The sequence below is a fragment of the Sphingomonas sp. BL-S-29 genome, from assembly GCF_055521495.1.
Genome location: NZ_CM145482.1, coordinates 86,996 through 109,849 on the forward strand (window position 1 = coordinate 86,996; position 22,854 = coordinate 109,849).

Annotated in this window: 18 protein-coding genes; 7 read left to right on the forward strand and 11 right to left on the reverse strand. The window is 65.3% G+C overall.

The window, feature by feature from the left end:
• Window positions 1-66 precede the first annotated feature (66 nt).
• Window positions 67-1,524, forward strand: coding sequence for a pyruvate kinase (pyk, locus tag ACZ1I2_RS00410; protein WP_465171552.1), 1,458 nt, complete (start codon window positions 67-69; stop codon window positions 1,522-1,524).
• A gap of 3 nt (window positions 1,525-1,527) precedes the next feature.
• Here pyk and ACZ1I2_RS00415 read toward each other — a convergent pair whose 3' ends face one another.
• The 4 genes from ACZ1I2_RS00415 to ykgO all read right to left on the reverse strand — a co-directional run bounded on the left by ACZ1I2_RS00415 (window position 1,528) and on the right by ykgO (window position 3,299).
• Window positions 1,528-1,917: a type II toxin-antitoxin system VapC family toxin gene (locus tag ACZ1I2_RS00415; protein ID WP_465171551.1), complete on the reverse strand. Its 390-nt coding sequence runs from the start codon at window positions 1,915-1,917 to the stop codon at window positions 1,528-1,530.
• Window positions 1,914-2,198 (reverse strand): type II toxin-antitoxin system Phd/YefM family antitoxin, encoded by a 285-nt coding sequence (locus ACZ1I2_RS00420; protein ID WP_465171550.1) that lies wholly within the window; start codon window positions 2,196-2,198, stop codon window positions 1,914-1,916. The genes ACZ1I2_RS00415 and ACZ1I2_RS00420 overlap by 4 nt, the downstream gene beginning before the upstream one ends.
• Before the next feature lie 357 nt (window positions 2,199-2,555).
• On the reverse strand, window positions 2,556-3,173 hold the full coding sequence (locus ACZ1I2_RS00425) for an HAD family hydrolase (protein ID WP_465171549.1): 618 nt from the start codon (window positions 3,171-3,173) through the stop codon (window positions 2,556-2,558).
• Window positions 3,174-3,299: a type B 50S ribosomal protein L36 gene (gene ykgO, locus ACZ1I2_RS00430; protein WP_004210176.1), complete on the reverse strand. Its 126-nt coding sequence runs from the start codon at window positions 3,297-3,299 to the stop codon at window positions 3,174-3,176. It lies immediately after the preceding gene.
• Between the two features lie 164 nt (window positions 3,300-3,463).
• Here ykgO and ACZ1I2_RS00435 point away from each other — a divergent pair, with 164 nt between their 5' ends.
• On the forward strand, window positions 3,464-4,084 hold the full coding sequence (locus ACZ1I2_RS00435) for a DUF4136 domain-containing protein (RefSeq protein WP_465171548.1): 621 nt from the start codon (window positions 3,464-3,466) through the stop codon (window positions 4,082-4,084).
• The gene (locus ACZ1I2_RS00440) at window positions 4,081-5,199 is read left to right on the forward strand and encodes a M14 family metallopeptidase (protein WP_465175490.1); all 1,119 of its coding nucleotides are present in this window, start codon (window positions 4,081-4,083) and stop codon (window positions 5,197-5,199) included. Before ACZ1I2_RS00435 ends, ACZ1I2_RS00440 begins: the two co-directional genes overlap by 4 nt.
• A 115-nt stretch (window positions 5,200-5,314) precedes the next feature.
• Here ACZ1I2_RS00440 and ACZ1I2_RS00445 read toward each other — a convergent pair whose 3' ends face one another.
• Entirely contained in the window at window positions 5,315-6,037 is a 723-nt protein-coding gene (locus tag ACZ1I2_RS00445) for a dienelactone hydrolase family protein (protein WP_465175489.1), read from the reverse strand.
• 110 nt (window positions 6,038-6,147) lie between these two features.
• On the opposite strand from ACZ1I2_RS00445, the gene gpmA reads away from it, so the two are divergent.
• The 3 genes from gpmA (at window position 6,148) to ACZ1I2_RS00460 (ending at window position 8,459) form a co-directional block, all read left to right on the forward strand.
• On the forward strand, window positions 6,148-6,834 hold the full coding sequence (gpmA, locus tag ACZ1I2_RS00450) for a 2,3-diphosphoglycerate-dependent phosphoglycerate mutase (protein ID WP_465171545.1): 687 nt from the start codon (window positions 6,148-6,150) through the stop codon (window positions 6,832-6,834).
• 72 nt (window positions 6,835-6,906) lie between these two features.
• Complete coding sequence (purE, locus tag ACZ1I2_RS00455; protein ID WP_465175488.1) at window positions 6,907-7,392, forward strand: 5-(carboxyamino)imidazole ribonucleotide mutase; 486 nt, start codon at window positions 6,907-6,909, stop codon at window positions 7,390-7,392.
• The gene (locus ACZ1I2_RS00460; RefSeq protein WP_465175487.1) at window positions 7,389-8,459 is read left to right on the forward strand and encodes a 5-(carboxyamino)imidazole ribonucleotide synthase; all 1,071 of its coding nucleotides are present in this window, start codon (window positions 7,389-7,391) and stop codon (window positions 8,457-8,459) included. The genes purE and ACZ1I2_RS00460 overlap by 4 nt, the downstream gene beginning before the upstream one ends.
• Window positions 8,460-8,515: 56 nt before the next feature.
• Here ACZ1I2_RS00460 and ACZ1I2_RS00465 read toward each other — a convergent pair whose 3' ends face one another.
• From ACZ1I2_RS00465 to ACZ1I2_RS00485, 5 genes are all read right to left on the reverse strand, one after another.
• On the reverse strand, window positions 8,516-8,815 hold the full coding sequence (locus ACZ1I2_RS00465) for a hypothetical protein (protein ID WP_465171542.1): 300 nt from the start codon (window positions 8,813-8,815) through the stop codon (window positions 8,516-8,518).
• Between the two features lie 20 nt (window positions 8,816-8,835).
• Complete coding sequence (locus tag ACZ1I2_RS00470) at window positions 8,836-11,667, reverse strand: M16 family metallopeptidase (RefSeq protein WP_465175486.1); 2,832 nt, start codon at window positions 11,665-11,667, stop codon at window positions 8,836-8,838.
• A 72-nt stretch (window positions 11,668-11,739) separates the two neighbouring features.
• Entirely contained in the window at window positions 11,740-13,872 is a 2,133-nt protein-coding gene (locus ACZ1I2_RS00475) for a penicillin acylase family protein (protein WP_465177204.1), read from the reverse strand.
• Between the two features lie 2 nt (window positions 13,873-13,874).
• Window positions 13,875-14,447 carry an ExbD/TolR family protein gene (locus tag ACZ1I2_RS00480; protein ID WP_465175485.1) on the reverse strand — a complete coding sequence of 191 codons (573 nt, stop codon included), beginning with the start codon at window positions 14,445-14,447 and terminating at the stop codon, window positions 13,875-13,877.
• 99 nt (window positions 14,448-14,546) lie between these two features.
• Window positions 14,547-16,835: a TonB-dependent receptor gene (locus ACZ1I2_RS00485; RefSeq protein WP_465175484.1), complete on the reverse strand. Its 2,289-nt coding sequence runs from the start codon at window positions 16,833-16,835 to the stop codon at window positions 14,547-14,549.
• A gap of 247 nt (window positions 16,836-17,082) precedes the next feature.
• On the opposite strand from ACZ1I2_RS00485, the gene clpB reads away from it, so the two are divergent.
• A complete protein-coding gene (clpB, locus tag ACZ1I2_RS00490) occupies window positions 17,083-19,662 on the forward strand; it encodes an ATP-dependent chaperone ClpB (RefSeq protein WP_465175483.1) in 2,580 nt (859 codons plus the stop codon).
• Window positions 19,663-19,752: 90 nt separating this feature from the next.
• On the opposite strand, the gene ACZ1I2_RS00495 is transcribed toward clpB, so the two are convergent.
• Window positions 19,753-22,800: a TonB-dependent receptor domain-containing protein gene (locus tag ACZ1I2_RS00495; protein WP_465175482.1), complete on the reverse strand. Its 3,048-nt coding sequence runs from the start codon at window positions 22,798-22,800 to the stop codon at window positions 19,753-19,755.
• Between the last annotated feature and the right edge of the window lie 54 nt (window positions 22,801-22,854).

The following is a 22,854-nucleotide window of genomic DNA, read 5'->3' on the forward strand; positions in this document are numbered from 1 at the left end:
CTCCACGGTTGATCCCCCCGTGATAGGGGTTAGAGCCAAGCGCGCACAAGCCGAGGAACGCGTTACATGACCAAGGCCATCAGCCCCCGATCGCGCAAGGTGCGCGTGCTCGCGACACTGGGGCCCGCCAGCAGCACCGCCGAGATGATCGGCAAGCTGTTCGAAGCAGGCGCCGACGCTTTCCGCGTGAACATGAGCCACGGCGACCAGGCCTCGAAGGTCGCGGTGATCCAGGCGATCCGCAGTCTCGAAAAGAAATATGGCCGCCCTACCACCATCCTCGCCGATCTGCAGGGCCCGAAACTGCGCGTCGGCAAGTTCGAGGGCGGCCGCACCGAGCTGGTCACCGGATCGACCTTCATCCTCGACCGCGACAAGACGCCGGGCGACGCGACCCGGGTCGAGCTGCCCCACCGCGAGATCTTCGAGGCCATCGAGCCGGGCGCACGGCTGCTGCTCGACGACGGCAAGCTGGTGCTGCGGGTCGAGAGCCATGAGGAAAAGAAGATCGTCACCACCGTGGTGGTCGGCGGTGCGCTGTCCAACAACAAGGGGCTGAACGTGCCCGACGTGGTCGTGCCGATGGCGGCGCTGACCGAAAAGGACCGCAGCGACCTGGCCTTCGCGATCGACCAGGGCGTCGACTGGATCGCCCTCAGCTTCGTCCAGCGCCCGGAGGACCTCGCCGAGGCGCGCAAGCTGATTCAGGGCAAGGCCGCGCTGATGGCCAAGATAGAGAAGCCGTCGGCGATCGACCGGCTGGAGGAGATCGTCGAGCAATGCGATGGCGTGATGGTCGCGCGCGGCGATCTCGGCGTCGAGCTGCCACCCGAATCGGTGCCGCCGCTGCAGAAGCGCATCGTCGAAACCGCGCGCCGCCTCGGCCGTCCGGTGATCGTGGCGACTCAGATGCTCGAATCGATGATCACCGCGCCGACCCCGACCCGCGCCGAAGTCTCCGACGTGGCAACCGCGGTCTATGACGGCGCCGACGCGATCATGCTGTCGGCGGAAAGCGCGGCGGGTGCCTGGCCGATCGAATCGGTCGCGATGATGAATTCGATCGGTGAAGCGGTCGAGCGCGACCCGATGCACGGCGACCGAATTCATTTCACCGTCACCCGCCCCGACCCCACCACCGCTGACGCGCTGGCCGAGGCGGCGAAGAACATCGCGGCGACCGTGACCGCGGCGGCGATCATCTGCTTCACCTCGTCGGGCTCCACCGCCCGCCGCGTCGCACGCGAGCGGCCTTCGGTGCCGCTGCTGGTGCTGACCCCGAAGATCGAGACGGCGCGGCGGCTCGGCCTGCTCTGGGGCACGCATGCGGTGCACACCCGCGACGTTGAATCCTTCGAGGACATGGTCGCCAAGGCCAAGCGCATGGCGATCCGCCACAATATCGCCAAGGCCGGCGACCGGCTGATCATCATCGCCGGTGTCCCGTTCCGCACGCCCGGCTCGACCAATGTGCTGCACGTCGTGCGGGTGATCGGCGACGAGTTGAAAGGCTATGGCGGCTAGTTCCTAAGGCGTAAGCGCCAAAGGGTGGCTGGCCAGCAACCGGTCACGGGTAAGCAGTTTGACGCCCAACTCCTGTGCCTGGATCAGCAGAATTTCTGCGAACGGGTCTCGGTGCGGTGTCGGATGCTTTAGCCATGCGACGGCCTGATCGGTTGTCAGGACCAGGATGCCGATGCCCAGGATATCGAGCCCCGCTCGAATCTCGACCGGATCGGCTGCCCCCTTTCTCGCACCCGAGGCCGTGACGCGCTCCCATTTGAGGCGCAACTCCCAGAGCGAGATCGCCGATACGAGGGAATCATTTTCTTCGATCGCTGCCAATTCCGCCGGACGCAACACGCTCGGGTCGCGGACGAGCCAGAGTGCAATATGCGTATCGAGCAGCAGTGTCATTGCGGTTCGACGTCAGGATTCCCATCAAGCATCAGTGCCCTGCGACTATATTCCGGATCGTTGAAATCAGCCGGCCACATTTCTTCGGCCGTAAGAGCGCCCCAACCCCGATCTTGGCGAAATCGTTCGAGTGCCCTCCAGTCCAGCGTCTTCCTTGCCGGAGCCGGACCGAGTTCCGCCACCGCAACGCCGTGTTTGGTGATCGTCACACGTTCGCCGCGTTCAACCGCGGCGAGAGCCCGCGCAAACTGCGCCCGTGCCTCGCGAACCGACATTTCCATGATCGCCTCCAGATATGTACACGGTGTACACAAATATGCGCATGCGGACAAGCAGCCTCGATTCAACGCAGGCGCCGATCATGAGAGCGTGACGCGGTCCGCAAGCCGGGCGCGCTCTTTGACATGGCTGGATGATGTTGGACGATAACCGCGCGGTGCCACGCCCCTGTTACGCGGAAAAACCGCGCCGTTTTCGACATTTTTTCGGCATTTTTTCCGCTGTTACGCCGTAACAGGGAAAAGCCACCTCAACCCGCTGGAATCGCTCGCCCAAATCGGCCCGGAATTCCAACATAACAGCGAAAGAAAAAAGGGGAGCGGCGTAACAGCAAAAAACCCGGGTCGCTGTTGGACGAATCAGGCGCGGAGTAGCCCCAGCGCGCTGAGCTGCCCGCGCAACGTCGGAGCGTCGACAAACTGCAGGCCGCGCATCCCGACTCCGTTCGCCGCGGCGACATTGTCCTCGCGGTCGTCGATGAACACCGCCTCGCCAGGCTGAAGACCGAAGCGGTCGAGCGCGAGGTGGTAGATGGCGGGATCGGGCTTCACCAGCCGCTCGTCGCCCGAGACCACGATATCGCGGAACCGGTCGAAGGTGGCGGCTTCACGGTCACGGAAGGGGCGCCAGAACTCGCCCGAGAAATTGGTGATGGCGAACAGCGGCACGCCGGCCGCGTCGATCTCCTCGACCAGCTCGCCCATGCCCGGCAGCAAGCCCGGGATCGTGTCGCTGAAGCGCGGCCCCCAAAGGGCGATCATCTCGGCATATTCCGGGTACAACGCGCTCAGCTCCGCCGAGGTCTCGGCGAAGGGGCGGCCCAGATCGTGCTGGAAATGCCATTCCTTGGTCGCGACATCGCGCAGGAATGCATCGAGCGCCCGATCGTCCTCGATCAGGCGCTCGTAAAGGAACCGGGGGTTCCAGTCATACAGGACGTTGCCGACGTCGAAGACGACGGCAGCCGGCCGGCTCACTTAGCCCTGGCGGGCCTTGAAGCGGCGGTTCGTCTTGTTGATGACATAGGTGCGGCCACGGCGGCGGATCACGCGGTTGTCGCGATGCCGGCCCTTGAGCGACTTCAGGGAATTGCGGATCTTCATGATCGATTCGCTTCTTTGATTCTCGGGTTTTGGAAAGAGGCGTCCGCATATGGACGAGCGGGTCCCAAGTCAACCCGCGCGACACGGAACCCGGATGCGTCTATCGTGCGTTATCGCTTACAGCGTTACAGTGACGCAACGATCGGTTCGAAGGACAGGCTAAGATGACGGGCAGCATGACGACGGCACGGACATTGTTCATCGCACTCGCGGCGACCAGCCTGGCAGGATGTGCGACGACCGTCAGCGGCCCGGTCCAGGTGACGCGCTTCCATCTCGGCGCGCCGCTCGAGCGCGGCACCGTCACGGTCGAGCCGCTGCCCGGCGGCGGGCCGGCGAGCCTCGAATTCGCGACCTATGCCTCGGCGGTCGAGGCCGAGCTGGTCCAGTCGGGCTATACCGCGGCGCCCGCCGACGTGCGCGGCCAGTATCTCGCCGTGGTCGGCTTCACCCGCACCACGCTGGAGGGACCACCCAAGCCACCGCCATTCAGCATCGGCCTTGGCGGCGGCTCCTATAGCGGCGGGCGTGGCGGCGGAGTCGGGGTCGGCGGCGGCGTTTCCTTCCCGATCGGCAAGGCGAAGTCGCGCTATGTCGTCGCGACGGAGCTGTCAGTGCAGATCCGCCGGCGCAGCGACGGCACGACCATCTGGGAAGGCCGCGCCCAGACTCAGGCCGACGACAAGGCGCCCGAGGCGCAGGCAAACGCGGCGGCGAGCAAATTGGCCCATGCCCTGTTCCTGGGGTTCCCCGGCGAATCCGGCCGTTCTATCACCGTCAGATGAGCATTCAGATCAACGCCGCCTTCGATGGCGGCAACATCCGCCTGGTCGCCATTGCCGGCGACCGGATCGACCTGGAGATCGTGCAGGATCACCAGTCGGACTTCTTCCAATGGTTCTATTTCCGCGTCGCCGGGGCGAAGGGGCGCAAGCTGACCTATCGCATCGTCAATGCGGGGTCTTCGGCCTATCCGTTCGGCTGGCCCGGCTACAAGGCACGCGTCTCGACCGACCGGATCGACTGGCGCATGACCGAGACGCGCTATGCCGACGGCGTGCTCGAGTTCGACTGGGAGGGCGATAGCGAGCTGGTCTGGTTCGCCTATTTCGCGCCCTATACGATGGAGCGCCACGACGCTTTGGTCGCCGCGACCGCACTGCAGCCCGGCGTGACTCACCGCCAGCTCGGCCAGTCGCTCGACGGCCGCGCGATCGACTATTTCCGCATCGGCGAGGGGCCGAAGCAGGTCTGGCTCTATGCCCGCCAGCATCCCGGCGAATCCATGGCCGAATGGTGGATGGAGGGCGCGCTGGAACGGCTGACCGACACCGAGGACGAAGTCACCGCCGCGCTGCTCGCCAAGGCGACCTTCCATGTCGTGCCGAACATGAACCCGGACGGATCTTTTCGCGGCCATCTGCGCACCAATGCCGCGGGCGTGAACCTCAACCGCGAATGGCACGCCCCGACGCCCGAGAAGAGCCCCGAGGTCCTGAGCGTGCGCAACGCGATGGACGAGACCGGCGTCGCTTTCGCGATGGACGTGCATGGCGACGAAGCGATCCCCGCCAATTTCCTCGCCGGCTTCGAGGGCATTCCGGGGTGGACCGACGCGCTCGGCGACAAATTCTACGACTATGCCCGCCGCCTCGCGGCCCATACCCCCGATTTCCAGATCGAGAAGGGTTATGAGAAGTCGAGCCCGGGCAAGGCCAATCTCACCATGTCGACCAACCAGCTCGCCGAACGCTTCGGCGCGGTGGCGATGACGCTGGAGATGCCGTTCAAGGACCATGATCCGAACCCGGACGCCGAGTTCGGCTGGTCGCCGGAGCGGAGCAAGCAACTCGGGCATAGCTGCCTCGAAGTGCTGGCCGAGGTGATCGATTCAATCTGAGGGAAGAGCGCACTCTCACCCCGTTCGTGCTGAGCTTGTCGACGCACTGCTCTTTCTTAACCGCCAAAAAGAAGAACAGCCCTTCGACAAGCTCAGGGCGAACGGTGGCGGTTCGCTAGAACAGCTCCGCCAGGAAGCCCTTCATCGCTTCCCAGCTCCGCCGGTCAGCGCGCTCCTCATAAGCCACCCCGGGCCGGGTGGAGGTTTTCGCCGCATGGTCGGTAAAGGCGTGGCCGGCATTGCCATAGACATGGATCTGCCAGTCGGCCCCGCCCTCGGTCAGCTCGCGGCTGAGCGCCACCATTGCATCGGCTGGCGCCAGCGGGTCGTCCCAGCCGTGGCAGACGAGCAGTTTCGGCTTGATCGGCACGGCGTTGGCATGGTCCGGGCGGTCGTACACGCCGTGGAAGCTGACACAGCCAAGCGTGTCGAGCCCGGCGCGCGCCATGTCGAGCACGCATTTGCCGCCGAAGCAGAAGCCGATCGCCGCGGTCTTTGCCGGATCGACCCGGTCGAACCCCTTCAACGCATCGAGCGACGCCTGCAACCGGTCGCGCAGCAGCCCGCGATCGGCGTTCAGTTCGTTCATATAGATCGCCATGTCGGGTGACTCATGCGTGGTGCGCTTGCCCTGGCCGAACACATCGCAGGCGAACCCGACATAACCGAGCCTCGCCAGCGCCTCGGCCTTGAGTGTGTCGGCTTCCTTCTGCCCGCGGATATTGGGCACGACGAGCACGCCCGGCCGCATCGTGGTGATCTCGTCCTCATAGGCGATCACGCCCTCGAACGGCCCGCCCGGCCCGTTATATACGAGTGTCTGCCGTACGATCGCCATGGAGAGTCTCCTTTTGCGGTCAATTGCCACGCCGGGAATGCACAGGGCAAGTTGCCTCATGGACATCAATCGTTAGAGACGGGCGCGTCATCGATAGCCCGGGAGAAACCATGCCCACCCTCGTCCTGATCCGCCACGGCCAGTCCGCCTGGAACCTCGAGAACCGCTTCACCGGCTGGTGGGACGTCGACGTGACCGAAAAGGGCGCCGAGGAAGCCCGTGCCGCCGGCCGGCTGATGAAGGAGAAAGGCCTGGACTTCGACCTGACCTTCACCTCGCTTCAGACCCGTGCGATCAAGACGCTCAACCTCGCGCTCGAGGAAATGGGGCGGCTGTGGCTACCGGTCGAAAAGGACTGGCATCTCAACGAGCGGCACTATGGCGGCCTGACCGGCCTCGACAAGGCCGAGACCGCGGCGAAGCATGGCGAGGAGCAGGTCCATATCTGGCGCCGCAGCTTCGACATCCCGCCGCCCCCGATGGAAGCGGGCGGGCCGTTCGACCTGTCGCAGGACCGCCGCTATGCCGGCATCGCCATTCCCGACACCGAGAGCCTGAAGGACACCATCGCCCGCGTGTTGCCTTATTGGGACGGGCGCATCGCCCCCGCGCTCAAGGCCGGGCAGCGCGTGCTGATCTCGGCGCACGGCAATTCGCTGCGCGCGCTGGTCAAGCATCTGTCGAATATTCCCGACGACGAGATCACCAGCTTGGAGATCCCCACCGGCCAGCCGATCGTCTACGAACTCGACGAGGCGCTGAACGCGACCGACCGCTATTATCTGAGCGAGCGCTGACCTTTTGAGTAAGTACGTTGCCCTTGCGGTGTCCCATGGTTAGGAAACCGCTCCTTTTTACCGGGGTATTTCATGTCGGATCATCCCCTTGTCGGCATCATCATGGGCAGCGCGTCCGACTGGGACACGATGCGCCATGCCGCGGATGCGCTCGCCGCGCTGGGCGTGCCGCATGAAACCAAGGTGGTGTCGGCGCACCGCACCCCGCTGCGGCTCTACGACTATGCCGCCCAGGCCGAGCATCGCGGGCTGAAGGTGATCATCGCCGGCGCGGGCGGGGCCGCGCATCTGCCCGGCATGGCGGCCGCGATGACTCACCTGCCGGTGCTGGGCGTGCCGGTCGAATCCAAGGCGATGAAGGGCATGGATAGCCTGCTCTCGATCGTGCAGATGCCCGGCGGCGTGCCCGTGGGCACGCTCGCCATCGGCAAGGCCGGCGCGAAGAATGCCGGCCTGCTCGCCGCCGCGATCCTCGCCACCAGCGACGCGCTGCTCGCCGAGCGGCTGAAGAAGTGGCGTGCCGCACAGACGGACAGCGTCGCGACCGACCCCGAATGACGATGCTTCCACCCGGCTCCACGATCGGCATCCTCGGTGGCGGCCAGCTCGGGCGGATGCTCGCGGTCGCGGCGGCACAGCTTGGCTATCGCACCCAGATCCTCGCGCCGGATGCCGAGAGCGTCGCCGCGCAGACCGCGTCGAGCTTCACCCGTGCCGATTATCACAGCCGAATCATCCTCGACGAGCTTGCCGCCTCGGCCGATGTCGTGACCTATGAGTTCGAGAATATCGCGATCGACCCGATCCGCTATCTCGCAACGAAGCTGCCGGTGCACCCCGCCCCCGCCGCGCTGGAAGTCGCGCAGGACCGGGCGACCGAGAAGAGCTTCGTCGACGGTCTCGGCGGCCGCACCGCGCCGTGGCGCAAGGTCACCACGCTCGACGAGCTGAAACAGGCACTGGCCGAGATCGGCGCCCCGGCAATCCTCAAGACCTTGCGGCTCGGCTATGACGGCAAGGGCCAGGTCCGGCTCCGCACCGCCGACGATGCAGAAAGCGCCTGGGCCGAGATCGGCGCGCGTCCGGCGATCCTCGAAGGCTTCGTCACCTTCAGCCACGAATTCTCGATCATCCTGGCGCGCGGCGCCGACGGCGCGATGGTCAGCTATCCGCCGCCCTGGAACCAGCATGTCGACGGCATCCTCGACCGTTCCTCGCTGCCCGCCCCCGCCGAGATCGCGCGTCACTGGGCCGAAGCGGCGGCGCTGGCCGGGCGCGTGGCGGATACGCTCGGCTATGTCGGCGTGCTGACGCTGGAGTTCTTCGCGACCGAGGATGGTCCGGTGTTCAACGAGATGGCACCGCGCGTCCATAATTCGGGGCACTGGACGATCGAGGGCGCGGTGACCTCGCAGTTCGAGAATCATATCCGCGCGATCTGCGGCCTGCCGCTCGGCGACACCGGGCTGACGGCACCGGGCGTCGAGATGGAGAATCTGATCGGCGAGGACGCCCATCGTTGGGCGGAGATCCTCGCCGAGCCGGGCGCGCATCTGCACCTGTACGGCAAGACGGTGCGGCCGGGCCGCAAGATGGGCCATGTGACCCGGCTGGCGCGCTCATAGAAAAAGCCCGCCCTCCTTGCGGAAAGCGGGCCTCTTCATCTCACCAAGACTGCAGATCAGCCGGTGCGCGTGCCCGTCAGCGGGAAGCTGCCGAACGCGCCAGCGCCGACCGAGCCGGCCAGCGTGTCGCCGTCCGCGGTCGCGGTGCAGTCCAGCGTCATCGGCATCGGCACGGTGATGTTCATGCTCCAGTGGATGGTATCGCCGTCCACGGTGCCGTTGATGTCGGTCGACCCCATCGCGCCGCTGTTGGTACCGGTGAAGGTGCCGCCATCGGTCTTGATCGTCAGCGTCATCTTCTGATCGCCAAGCGGCGACTTGACCGTCGCATCCCAGGTGCCGTCGATTCCAGCCATATCCGTCTCTCCATGAATCCCTAGCGCACGTCCGCGACGGACGCCGCGGGCACCACCTCAACCGGCAGCCCGAGGCTGTCAAGCTGGGGCCGAACCGTCTTCGCATCGCCCACGACCACCCAGATCAGCTTGGACGGATCGATTACCGCGCGTGCCGCAGCGTCAAGCTGGGCAACCTTCAGCCCGCGATAGACCTGGGGAAGTTTCGCATAATAATCGTCGGGCCGCTTGTAGAGGCTGTTCGACTGCATGCCCGACAGCACCGCGCCCGCCGTTTCGAAGTTTCCGGGCAGCGAGCGAATCGTGCCCGTGATCGTCCGGTCGAATTCGAGCGGGGTGATGCCCTTGGTCGTCAGGAAGTCTTGCACGTCAGCCCGAACCGCCGCGATCGAGGCGCCGGTCTTGTCAGCCTGGACGGGCGCCTGGATGACATAGGGCGCGGCGAATTCGGCACGCTGGAAGCCGCCGCCGGCGCCATAGGACCAGTGCTTGTCCTCGCGCAGATCCATGTTGATCCGCGACAGGAAGCCACCGCCAAGCGTGTCGTTGGCCGCAAGCAGCGGCACGAAATCGTCCGTGCCTTTCAGGCTGGTCGGGGTCGCGGCGTAGATCAGCGACTGCGGCGAATCGGGCCGGTCGATCAGCACGATCTTCGGCGCCGAGGGCGTCGACGGCGCGGAGAAATCCTTCACGCCCGCCGCACCCGTCGGGGTCCAGTCGCCGAATTCGGCGTCGAGTGCTGCCTTCACTTCGGCGAGCGGCCGATCGCTGACGACGAAGATGCGTGCCTTGTCCGGCCGGAGCCAGGCGTGCTGGAACGCGATCAGATCGTCGCGGGTCAGCGCCGCCACGGCCTTGGGATCGCCGCTGCCGAACGATTTGGCGTAGGGCGAGGCCGGGCCATAGACGAGCCGCGGCATGACGCGCGTCGCGAGCCCCCCCGGGTTGGTCAGCTCGGCCTGGATCTGCGCGAGCTGCTGGTTCTTGACCCGGTCGACCTCGGCCGGCGCGAAGGCCGGGTTGCGCACGATATCGGCGAACAGGTCGAGCGCCGGCACCAGGTTCGGGCTGGGCGCCGACAGGGTCAGGCTGGTGCGGTCGGCACTGGCGCCGGAGCCGATCGCGGCGCCGAGCCGCTCCTTCGCCTCGGCGATCTGGATCGAATCGAGCGTGGTCGTGCCTTCGTCCATCATGCCGAGGGTCAGCTGCTGCGTGCCCAGCCTGGTCGCCGGATCGGCCGCCACGCCGGCATCGAAGCTGATCACCGCCTGGGTGATCGGCACGGCGCCGCGCTGGGCATAGATCAGCTCGATGCCGTTTTTCAGGCTGGTGTGCACCGCCGGCGGGAAATCGATGTCGGAGATATTGGCCACGCCGGGCATTGCGCCGCGCGTGCCCTTGACCGGCACGTCCGTCGACGGCTTGGGCTCGACCGGCGCTGCCTCGGTATAGGCCTCGCGCGGGCCCGGCACGACGGTCAGCGCATAGACCGGGCGAGTCAGCCATTTGGCGGTCGCGGCCCTGACGCTCGCCGGCGTCGCGCCCGCCATGGTCGCGAGCTGTTTCTTGTAGAAGGCCGGATCGTTCGAATAGAGCGCGCCCTGCGCGAGCTGCGCCGCCTTGCCATTGCCGCCGCCGACCGACTCCAGGCCCTGGATCGTGCTGGTCACGCTGCCCGTGGCAACACGCTGCACTTCGTCGGCGGTGGGGCCCTTGGCGACCAGATCGGCCATCACCTCATCCAGTCGTTTCGCGACCAGCGCCGGATCGACACCCGGCTTCACATCGGCATAGACTTCGAACAGACCGATCTGCGCGAAGGTCTGGTTGCTGGCCGAAACGCGAACCGCGATCTTTTCCTTGCGCACCAGCGCATTGTCGAGCCGCGAGCTCGACAGCCCACCGAGCACGCCCGCCGTCACGTCGAGCAGCACGGCGTCCTTGTCGTTGACGCCGGGCACCGCCCACATGCGGTAGATGCGGGTGGTCGAGACCCGGTCCTTCATCACCTCCGCCTTGGCGGCGGCGAGGTCGGGGACGTCCGCCTTGGGCACGACGCTGACCGGGCCGCGCGGAATCGCACCGAAATATTTCTCGACGAGCGGCTTCGCCGTGGCGAGGTCGATATCGCCCGCCAGCGACAGGATCGCGTTGTTCGGCGCATAATGATCGTGGAACCAGTCCTTCACCGTGGCGAGGCTGGCGGCATCGAGATCGGCCATCGACCCGATCGTCGAGTGGCGATAGGGATGGCCCTCCGGGAAGAGGGCGTCGAGCTGGCTGTATTCGACCAGGCCGAAGGGCTGGTTGTCGCCCTGGCGCTTCTCGTTCTGGACGACGCCGCGCTGCTCGTCGAGCACGCCCTGCGTGACCGCGCCGGTGAGATAGCCCATGCGGTCGCTCTCGAGGAACAACGCGCGGTCGAGCGCGGGCGTCGGCACCGTCTCGTAATAATTGGTGCGGTCGAACCAGGTCGTGCCGTTCAAGTCAGTCGCGCCGACTTCCTTCATCGGCCCGAAATAGTCGCCCGGCGCATTCTCGCTGCCATTGAACATCAGATGCTCGAACAGATGCGCGAAGCCGGTCTTGCCGGCTGGCTCGAACTTCGACCCGACATTGTACCAGACCGAGACCGCGACGATCGGCGCCTTGCGATCGGTATGGACGATCACGCGCAGGCCGTTGGCGAGGGTGAATTCCTGGTATGGAATGTCGACGCTCTTCGCGAGCACGGAGACCGGGGCTGGCTTGGCCGCAACCGGCCTGGCTGCCGCCTGGGGCGGCGCCGCCACGACGGGAGTCGCCAGCGCGCCGAGCGCCACGCCCGCAAGCGCGAACAACTTGATGTTCATGAAAATGCGTCCTCGAAAAGCAATTATATTGCGCAGGTATAACGCGGCGATTTCAGCGCGCAATCGGGGCGATCAGGGCCGGTAGACCCGCTCGACATGACCCCTGAGCTGCGCCGGATCGAACCATACGGGCTTCAGCTGATGTCGGACGAACAACGGCGCCTGATCGGCATAATGCGGCGAATCGGGGCGCGTGGTGGCGGCGCCGAAGGGCTGGATCGACTGCGAGCTGACCTTGCCCTGCCTGTCCCAGGCAATGAACATGATGAAGCTGTCGCCATGCTTCACCGCCAGCCGACCATCGGCCGCCTCGTCCCACAAGGCGGCGGCGCGGAGCACGTCGGGGCCGCCATCCATCGGCAGATCGACCTTGCCCTGGCGCACACGGAGCACGACGCCGAGCGGCGGATCGAGCCGGCCGAAATGCGTCGTCAGATAGGCAGCGGCAGTGGCGAGTTCCTCGCGCGGATCGGCCTCGGGCCGGCGCTGGTAATGCCATTTGTTGCCGGCGCGCAGCAGCAGCGCGGCGATGGCGTCAGCCGGGCCCTTGCCGTCATAGTTCCAGTCCCATTTCGCCAGCAGCGTCTGGGCATCGATCAGCGTCTTGTCTCCTTTGGGGTCGACCGCGGCAATATCGGCGAACCATTTCGCCGCCCAGCTCACCCGGCTGACGCCGGTATCGAACTTGATGCGGTGCAGGTCAGCGTCGCTGATCGACGGATCGGCACCCATCAGCTCAAGCGCGCGGGTCGCGCGGTTGGTCGTGTCGGTCTCGATACCGAGCAGCGGCGAATAGTCCGCCGGGTTCATCTCCGAGCCCGCCCCCGCCGCCTGGAAGGGCGTGTTGTTGGCGTTGATCAGGAAGCCCGAAGCGGGGTTCACGTTGCGCGGCACCTGCGCCCAGGGCACGGTGCCGGGCGCGAGGTCGCGCGAGGTGTCGCCCGGCAGCACCCCGGCATAATCGTAACCCGGCTTCCGGTTGAGGAAGCTGGCATTGTAGAAATAGGCGATGTTCCCGGCCGCGTCGCCATAGAGGAAATTGGTCGCCGGCACGCCCTGAATCGCCAGTGCCTTCTGCCACTCGGCAAAGTCACGCGCGCGGTTCAGCCGATAATATTCCTCGCCCATCTTCAACTGGTCAGCCCCGCCATAACGGAGCGCTAAGGCGCCTTTGGCATTCTCGACCACGGGGCCCTGCACCGCCCGCAGCACCGTCTTGGGCACCGGCAGCACGAACGGACCCCACAGCTTCACATGCAGCCACACCCGCGTCTTTTCGAGCGGGCGCCATTTACCGTCGAAACGATAGGCGTCGCCCGCCGCGTTGAGCACCAGCTTGTAGACATCGATCAGATCGGGCCGGTTGACCGTGTTGGTCCAGCCGAGCGTGCGATTATGGCCGAGCAGCGGATAGGGCGCGCCTGGGAAGGTCGCGCCGGCGAAATCCCAGCCGGTCCGCGAATGCACCACCAGCTCATACCAGGCAGCGCCGCCGCGCCAGGGCTGGTGCGAGTTGGAGACGAGCCGGGTGAAGCCGTCCGCCGACCGTTTCGGCGCGACGACAAAGGCGTTTGAGCCATTCTCGTTACCGTTGGGGCCGATCGGCGTGATGTCCGGCGCGTCCGGCACCGGGCCGGCACTCTCCTTCGGCAGCGGCGTGTCGCCGGCGAGAGCGCCCAGCACGGCATCCAGCCCGAAGAAGAAGGGCGAGCGCAGCACGAAGCCGGTCGCGACATCCCGGCCCTCGACCGGGAAGAGCTTCGCCAGCCGCACCTCGCCCGGATGCTTCTCGGCATAATGGTTGAGGCCCGAGGCATAGCCGTCGAGCAGCGCGCGCACGTCCGCGGGCTGCTTCATGTAATCGCGTGCCACCGTCTCGCGCGCGCCGAGCAGATGAAGCACATAATCCGTCTTCGCCCCGTCTCCGCCGGTCATCGCGCCGAGCCGCCCGCGCGTCATCGCGAGCACTTCCTGCAGGGTCGCGAAATCATCCTCGGCATGGGCATAGGCGATGCCATAGGCGACGTCGGGGTCGGTCCTGCCGAAGATATGCGGCACGCCGAAAGTGTCGCGCGCGATCGTCACGTCATAGGCATGCGCCGGGGGCGCAGGCGGGGCGGACGCGGTCAGCGGTTCCCACACCGCGAGGCCGATGGCGAGCAGCAGAAGAAGTGCAAAAAGCCCAAGCCCGAGCCGCTTTACCATGGTCATTTCGACGTTCCTTCGGATGGCGCTCCCGAGCCGCCGATAAAGGCGATCTTGCCTACCCCCGCGTCCGCAATGACCTTTTCGATCGGCGCGACGCACTGATAGGTCGCGCTCGAGCTGGCCCGAAAATGGACATCCGCCCCTTCCGCCGCCCAAGCCGAAGACCTCGCGCGCAGCACATCGAGCGTTATCCGCCGGCCATCGAGCTTCAGGCGGCAGCGTCGGTCGACCTCGACGACGACGCGTCGTGGTGGCGGTTCGGATATGAAGCCGATCTTCGTGAAACCCGCCGCTTGCAACGTGTAGATAACGCCGCCGATACACCGGTAAGGCGCGTCCACCTTCCCGTCGATGTGAATGCCTCGTTTCTTGTCCTCAGCCGACACTGTTCTTGCGCGGTCGAGCAACGCTTCGTCGTCGACAGTCTCACCATTCCAGATCGTGACGCACTTGCCTGATGAGTCGGCCAATATCCGGACATGAGGCGCACCACCGGAGGGATCGGCAGATAGCACCGCCAGCAACGCCACAATCGCCGTCATGCCCACCCCTGCCGTATGGCGCATCGTCAAGCGGCGCCAATCGCAATCAGGGTAGCAGGCTTTTGCCGGGCGTCGCTAGCCAATCGCCGCCGTTCCCACCCGAAGCGGGGAACGGCGGCGGCGTAGCGATCAGAAAGCGGTCTTCACCGTGACGAAGAACTGCTGCGGCGCGCCGGCGAGCAGCGTCTGGTTGTCGCCGCTGTTGCCGAAACCGTTCGACCCGATGGTCGAGACATATTTCTTGTCGAACAGGTTGGTCGCGTTGAGCTGCACCTCGACCTTGCGATCGCCCGGCAGGGTGACGCGGGCGCCGAGGGTCGCGTCGAAGATCACCTGGCCCGGCACCGACTGGTCGTTGGTGTAGGTGAAATAACGCCGGCTCATATAATTCGCGCCGAACCGGCCGAAGAACATGCCCTGGTCATAGGTGATCTCGCCCTTGGCGAGGTGCTTCGGGCTGTCGACGGTGGTCTTGCCCTTGGTCAGCACCGTCGCGCTGACATTATCGCGATAGGTCGAGTCGTTATAGCTGTACGAGGCGAAGACGCCGAAGCCGTACGGCAGCTTCACTTCGCCCGCCGCCTCGAACCCGTAAGCGCGGACCGAGCCGACATTCTGGAGGATCACCGGATTGCCGACGATGCCGGCACCCGTCGTCACGCCGAGCAGGCGGTTGCGGAAATCGACATAATAAGCGGCGATCAGGCCGTTGAACCAGCGGTTCTTGAAGCGACCACCCAGCTCATAGGTATCCGATTCCTCGGGCTTGAGCTTGGCGGTGGTCAGCAGCGCATCGAACCCCGGCTGAGTCGTCGCGAACGGGCCGGTCGTGGCCGACGACACGAAGGCGCGCTTCACCTGCGTGAAATCGCCGAACAGCTCGGCGCTGTCGTTCAGCTTGTAGTTGAAGCCGGCATGCGGCTGGAACCAGTCAGTCACCTTGATCTTGCCGGCGGCGAGGCCACCCCCGACGATCGGCGCGGCCGCGTTGCGGACGTCGAAGCCCTTCCACCCGAAATCGAGCGTCAGGGCACCAAGCGCGATCTTGTCCTGGACATAATATTGGACCGTCTCGGTATCGTAATTGAAATCCCACTGGGTGAAGAAGGGATTGGTCTGGAAGTCGAGCGAATCCCGCGTCGAGACGTTACGGCTGGTCAGGCCGTAAAAGCGCCGCGCCTGGCGGAAATCATTCTTCTCGTACCAGCCGCCAACGGTGATGTCGTTGAAGGCCAGCATGCCGCCGACCGAGCCGAACACGCCCTTGCGACGGATGTCATACTCCGTGGTGCGCACGGAGAGCGGCGCGCCGCCGGGCGTCGCGGTGTACGGCGTGTACCAGATGCCCTGGCCATGGTTCGAATGATAATAGGCCTTGAGCATGCCGTGGATCGGCGCGTCCTTCGCCGTCTCGATGCCGAGCGACGCGAGATAGTCGACGCGGAGACCGGCGGCATCGAAATAGACGTCGTCGGCGGTGCCATAAGGTGCGGGATAGGGGATCGGCGCGGTCGGATGCGCGCTGTTATACGCCAGCGTATCGGCGATCACGACGGCGAGCGGATAATTGTTCGAGATATTGTCGTTACGCAGACCGAGGCGGTGGATCATGTCGAGCGACAGATCCTGATAGTCATTCTCGCGCCGGTCCGAGAAATCGAAGGTACCGACGAGCCGCATGGCGCCGACCGGGGCAGTGAACTTCGCATTGATCTGGTGCTGGCGCTGCGAGCCGAACCCCTTCCATTTATCGGTATCGAGGAAGCCGTAGGAGACATAGGCGCTCGGGCCGTTCTCGCCGAGCACGCCGGTGTCGAGCCGGCCAAAGGCGCGCACGGTGTTCTCGCTGCCATAGGTGCCGTTCAGCGTCATGCCGAAGACGGGCTTGGGGTCGCTCGACAGGAACTCGATGGTGCCGCCGAGATTGTTGGTCGCCTGAGTCCCGATCGACCCGGCGCCCTGCGACACGATCGTCTGGCCGATATTCTCCGACGAGATCGCGCGGCTGATGTGGAGGCCGTTGGTGTTGCCGTAGCTGCCGTCGCCGAGCGGGATGCCGTCGAGCGTGAAGCCGATCTGGTTCTGGTTGAAGCTGCGGATCGAGACGCGTTCCGACCATTCATAGGCGCCAAAGGCATCGGCCGACTGGAAATTCACGCTGGGCAGCTTGGCGATCGCCTTCAACGGGCTGGTGCCCGCCGGCAGGCGCTCGATATCGACCTGGCTGATACGCTGCACCTGGCGCGTTTCGCCGCGGCCGATGACGATGATGTCCGCGGTAGCGTCGTCGTCGGCCACGGGATCAGCCGTCGTCGCATCGGTCGCGGCGGCGGGCTTGTCTTCGATGACGGCGGCGTTCGCGGCGAAAGGCGAACACAAAGCGGTGCCAGCCAGCAGCCAGGCGTGAAGATGGCGCATGTCGATTGTCCCCCTTGGGCGTGAATTGGGCGTGTTTTTCCGCGGCGCCCCACTCCCGGCGCCTCGGAGCCGCCTAGGCGTTGCGCGTTGCACAATTATGGGAGGAACAAGTCGTTACCGCGTGACTGGTGAGACAGGTTCGTGACACGTATCTATCTGTCGGCAGCGAGGGTGAAAAAGTCGGGCGCAAGAGGCTTGTGTTGCATATATACAACACCATATCCGTGCCGGACCTGGAGGGACAACAATGAACCTGGAAAAATTCACCGACCGCGCAAAGGGCTTCCTGCAATCGGCACAGACCGTCGCGATCCGGATGAGCCATCAGCGCATTGCGCCCGAGCATATCCTGAAGGCGCTGCTCGAGGACGAGCAGGGCATGGCGGCAGGGCTGATCACCGCCGCCGGCGGCGACGCAAAGCGCGCGGCGACCGAGACCGACGCGGCGCTGGCAAAGGTGCCCGCCGTCTCGGGCGGCGGCGCACAACAGACGCCCGGCCTCGACAATGACGCGGTGCGCGTGCTCGACCAGGCCGAGCAGGCCGCGACCAAGGCGGGCGACAGCTTCGTCACGGTCGAGCGGCTGCTGCTCGCGCTTGCGCTCTCCACCACGACCACTGCCGGCAAGGCACTCGCGGCGGCGGGCGTGAAGGCCGATGCCCTGAACGCCGCGATCAACAAGATCCGCGCGGGCCGCACCGCCGACAGTGCGGGTGCCGAGGACCGGTTCGACGCGCTCAACAAGTTCGCCCGCGACCTCACCCAGGCGGCGCGCGACGGCAAGCTCGACCCGGTGATCGGCCGCGACGAGGAAATCCGCCGCACCATCCAGATCCTTGCCCGCCGTACCAAGAACAACCCGGTGCTGATCGGCGAACCCGGCGTCGGCAAGACGGCGATCGCCGAAGGTCTTGCGCTGCGCATCGCCAATGGCGACGTGCCCGACACGCTGAAGGACCGGAAGCTGATGTCGCTCGACATCGGCAGCATGATCGCCGGCGCCAAATATCGCGGCGAGTTCGAGGAGCGGCTGAAGGGCGTGCTCGATGAAGTGCGCGCCGGCGAAGGCGACATCATCCTGTTCATCGACGAGATGCACACCCTGATCGGTGCCGGCAAGACCGACGGCGCGATGGACGCGTCCAACATGATCAAGCCGGCGCTGGCCCGTGGCGAGCTGCACTGCGTCGGCGCGACCACGCTCGACGAATATCGCAAATATGTCGAGAAGGACGCCGCGTTGCAGCGGCGCTTCCAGCCGGTGTTCGTCGGCGAGCCGACGGTCGAGGACACGATCTCGATCCTGCGCGGGCTGAAGGAGAAATACGAACTTCACCACGGCGTGCGCATCACTGACGCCGCGATCGTCGCTGCCTCTACCCTTTCAAACCGATACATCACTGACCGCTTCCTGCCCGACAAGGCGATCGACCTGATGGACGAAGCGGCTAGCCGAATCCGCATGGAGGTTGAATCGAAGCCCGAGGAGATCGAGACGCTCGACCGGCGGATCATCCAGCTCAAGATCGAACGCGAAGCGCTGAAGCGCGAGACCGACGCGACCTCGCGCGAGCGGCTGGCCAATCTGGAGGGCGAGCTCGCCAATCTCGAACAGCAATCGGCCGAGCTGACCACGCGCTGGCAGGGCGAGAAGGACAAGATCAACGCCGAGGCGAAGCTGAAGGAACAGCTCGACGCGGCGCGGCTCGAGCTTGAGCAGGCGCAGCGCGCCGGCGATCTCGCCAAGGCGGGCGAGCTGTCCTACGGCACCATCCCGCAACTCACCCGCCAGCTCGACGAGGCGCAGGCGACTACCAAGGGTGCGATGCTGCGCGAGGAAGTGACCGCCGACGATATCGCCGCCGTGGTCAGCCGCTGGACCGGCATCCCGGTCGACCGGATGCTGGAAGGCGAGCGCGCCAAGCTGCTCGGCATGGAGGAGGCGCTCGGCAAGCGCGTGATCGGCCAGGCCCAGGCAGTCCGCGCGGTCTCGACCGCGGTACGCCGCGCGCGCGCCGGCCTGCAGGAGCCCAATCGCCCGCTCGGGTCCTTCCTGTTCCTCGGCCCGACCGGCGTCGGCAAGACCGAACTGACCAAGGCGCTCGCCGAGTTCCTGTTCGACGACGCCAATGCGCTGGTCCGCATCGACATGAGCGAGTTCATGGAGAAGCACGCGGTCGCCCGGCTGATCGGCGCCCCTCCCGGCTATGTCGGTTATGAGGAAGGCGGCGTGCTGACCGAGGCGGTGCGGCGCAGGCCCTATCAGGTCGTGCTGTTCGACGAAGTCGAGAAGGCGCATGGCGACGTGTTCAACATATTGCTGCAGGTGCTCGACGACGGGCGGCTGACCGACGGCCAGGGCCGCACGGTCGATTTCTCGAACACACTGATCATCCTGACCTCGAACCTGGGCAGCCAGTATCTGTCGAGCCTGGGCGACGGCGAGGACGCGTCCTCGGTCGAGCCGCAGGTGATGGAGATCGTGCGCGGGCATTTCCGCCCGGAATTCCTCAACCGGCTGGACGAGATCATCCTGTTCCACCGGCTCGGGCAGAGCGAGATGGCACCGATCGTCGATATCCAGGTCTCGCGCGTGCAGAAGCTGCTGGCGGACCGCAAGGTGGTGCTGGAGCTGACCGATGGGGCACGCGCCTGGCTCGGCCGGGTCGGCTACGACCCGGTCTATGGCGCGCGGCCCTTGAAGCGGGCGGTGCAGCGCTATCTGCAGGACCCGCTGGCCGACCTGATCCTGCGCGGCGACGTGAAGGATGGGTCGACGGTGAAGGTCGATGAGGGCGACGGGAAGCTGGAGCTTGCGGTGGGGTAATGTCCCGGGCCCTGGCCCCGCAATACCGACGGACAAAAAAAGGGGCGGATCCCGAAGGATCCGCCCCGATTTTTTGTAGTCCTGCGTGGCTTAGAAGTTGAACTTCGCGCCGGCGCGGAACTGACGGCCGAAGATGTTGTAACCGGCCTGAACCGGGTTGTAGAGATACGCACCATAGGTGACCGCATCGAGACCCGGCTTGGCGTTCGTCAAGTTGAGCACGTTCGCGTAGAAGGTGAACTGGTCGTTGACCTTAACCGACAGGTTCGCGTCGAACGTGATGTACCTCTTAACGCGGCAGCCGGTGTAATCCGGCGCGAGACCGCAATCGCCAGCGACGGTGCCCTGATCCTCAGCCGAGAGATCATATCCCGAAGTATAGTTCACGGTACCGGTGAGAGCGAACTGGTTGTACTCCAGCGTGTTCCGCCAGTTGCCGCGCCAGCGGAACGTGCCCGAGCCAGCGGTCAGGTTGAAGTTGCCGAGCGTGTCGACATACGTCTCCTTGGTGCCGTCCGGGAAGGTCGTGCTGAGCTCCAGGATCAGGCTGGCGTCGAGGACGGACGTCCATTTGACCGCACCCAGGTCGAACTTCGCATTCGCGCCGAAATCGATGCCTTCCGACTTGATCGTGTTGGCATTGATCAGGGCCGACTGAACGAAGGCGATACGCGGCTTGGCGGTCGGATTGTTGATGTCCGCCGCATCAGCGATGACGTTGTAGCCCGCCGGGATCGGCTGGCCGGCATAATAAGCTGCGATAGCCGGTGCCGAGGACGGCGAGGTGATCGCGCCGGTCTTCTTGATGTTGTAGTAATCGACCGTGAACGAGACGTTGCGGATCGGCTCGAAAAGGACGCCGGCGGTGAAGCTGCGCGACTTCTCAGGCTTCAGGTTCGGCGAGGCAAGCGTCGTCAGACCGATCGAGTAGTTGGTGAGATACGACGGGCAGTTGTTGGCATTCGCACCGCATGCCGCGCCGTACAGAGCGCGGAAATTTTGCGGGATATTCCCGACAGTTTGCGAGACATAGCCAGTCGTCGGCAGAGCGTTTGCTTCACCGAAGGACGGGATACGATACCCCTTGGAATAGGTCCCGCGGATCAGCAACTGGCGGATCGGCTTAAGCTTCACACCGAATTTCGGCGAAAAAGCGCTCTGGCCCGACGAATAGTGATCGTAACGACCCGAGGCGTTGAGCTCGATCTGATCGATGACCGGCGCGTTGAGTTCGTAGAAGGCCGAGGAAACGGTACGATTGCCCTTGGTGCCGAACGCATTGAGCGTGAAATAACGCTGGGTCGGGCCATTGACGTCGGAGTTCGCGCTGGGCGCGTCCACCGCTTCGTAATAAACCGATCCGCCGACGCCGAGCTGGAGCGGGCCGCCCGGGAGCTGCGCCAGTTCCTTGCCCAGGCTGATCTGCCCCTGGAACAGATCGGACGACGAGTTCGTCACGTTGTCCGGCGTCAGATAATCCTGCGCCGCCTGGCTGTTCGCGAGCGGATTCACGAAATTGTACGAGCCGTCGTTCACCACGTCGAGCAGGTGCTGGATGTACACATAGCCACGCGACGTGCGCTTCAGATCGGTGTGCATCGCCGTGAAGTCGACCTTGTAGCTGATGCCGTCGAACACGTCGCCGGACACACCGGCAGCGGCGCGGTACACGCGGCTGCGCGTCAAGTTGCTGGAAACCTGCGGGATCGTGCCGATGACCAGCGCGCGCTGACCGGCAGCCGCGAACGGATTGTTTGGATTGAGCGTACCGTTGGTCGCGGTGCAGGCAGCGATCGTGCCGCGCGGGCAGACATAGGTCGGCAGCGACAGGACGAACGAGCCGGGTGCACGGATCGCCGCGGCGCTCGAGGTCGAGAACTGCGGGTAGAAAATCCCGGTCGGCGCGTTGCCACGGATGGTGGGCGGGCCGCCATCATAGGAGGTGCTGGCCTGCTGGAAGTTGCCCTGGAAATAGCCTTCCGTATTGTCGCCGAGCATCGCGGTGACCTTGAACGAGGCCCCGAAACGCTCGATGTGCGGTGCAACCGTGCCATATTTGTTGACGCCGTCTTCGCGGCACACGGTGGTCGGCAGGTTGGCGTTTAGCGACGGTACGCGATCCGCGGCAGTCGGGTTATAGGCAACGCCGCCGTTGCAGACGCCGGGGTTCAGCAGCTGATAGCGCGTTCCGGGGACTGCGGCGTTGGCCTGATCCGCCGGGCGGACATAGATGTTGGACAGGTTATAATTGCCGTCCGCCTGGGCCGTCAGGTTTCCGTTGTTCGGCAATACGCCATTCTCGAGGCCATAAGCCTGGCCGTTATGACCGCAGACGTTCGGGTCGACACGCGAACTGCAGAGACCGGTCTGATCCGACGTGTTGTACGGATATCCCAGGTCGCGATTCTCGACTTCCTCGGCGCGATAATAAAAGCCGCTGATATAGGCATTGAAGCCCTTCTCATCGAGATCGCCGATGCCGGCGGTCAGCGACAGGCGCTGATTGCCGCCGAAGCCGCGCTCCGCGACGCCGGCTTCCGCGCGGCCCTGGACGCCAGTGACCGAACGCTTGGTGATGATGTTGACCACGCCCGCGATCGCGTCTGCGCCGTAGGACGAGGACGCGCCGTCGCGCAGCACTTCGATCCGCTCGACAATGTCGTCCGGAATGGTGTTGAGATCGACGAAGTTGCGCGAACCGTCATCGGCCAGCGGATAGTAAGCGGCGCGCAGGCCGTCGAACAGAACCAGGGTCGAGTTGGTCGACAGGCCGCGCAGCGACACCGACGACGCACCGCCGGCAAACGCGCCGTTGGCGGTGAAGGAGTTGCCGAGCGCCGGACCGTTGTTGGACGACAGCTGCTGGATCGCGTCCTGCACGGTGTTGATGCCGCGGGCGTCCATCGCCTCGGTCGTCACGACCGTGACCGGCGACACCGTCTCGGTGTCGGTGCGGCGGAACAGCGTACCGGTCACGACGATGTCGCTATTGTCGTCCGCAGCGGCCGTCTGGCCTTCCTGTGCGGCCGGAGCCGGGGTCTCCTGCGCGAACGCAGGGGTGGCCGCCAGCACCAGCGCGAATGGCGCAGCGGTGGCGAGCAGACGCGCCTTACGCGCGAAATTGTCTGGATTGATCACGAATTTTTCCCTCGCTTGACCCCTCCGGCCGCTTTGCGCGGTCCGGCAAGGTGA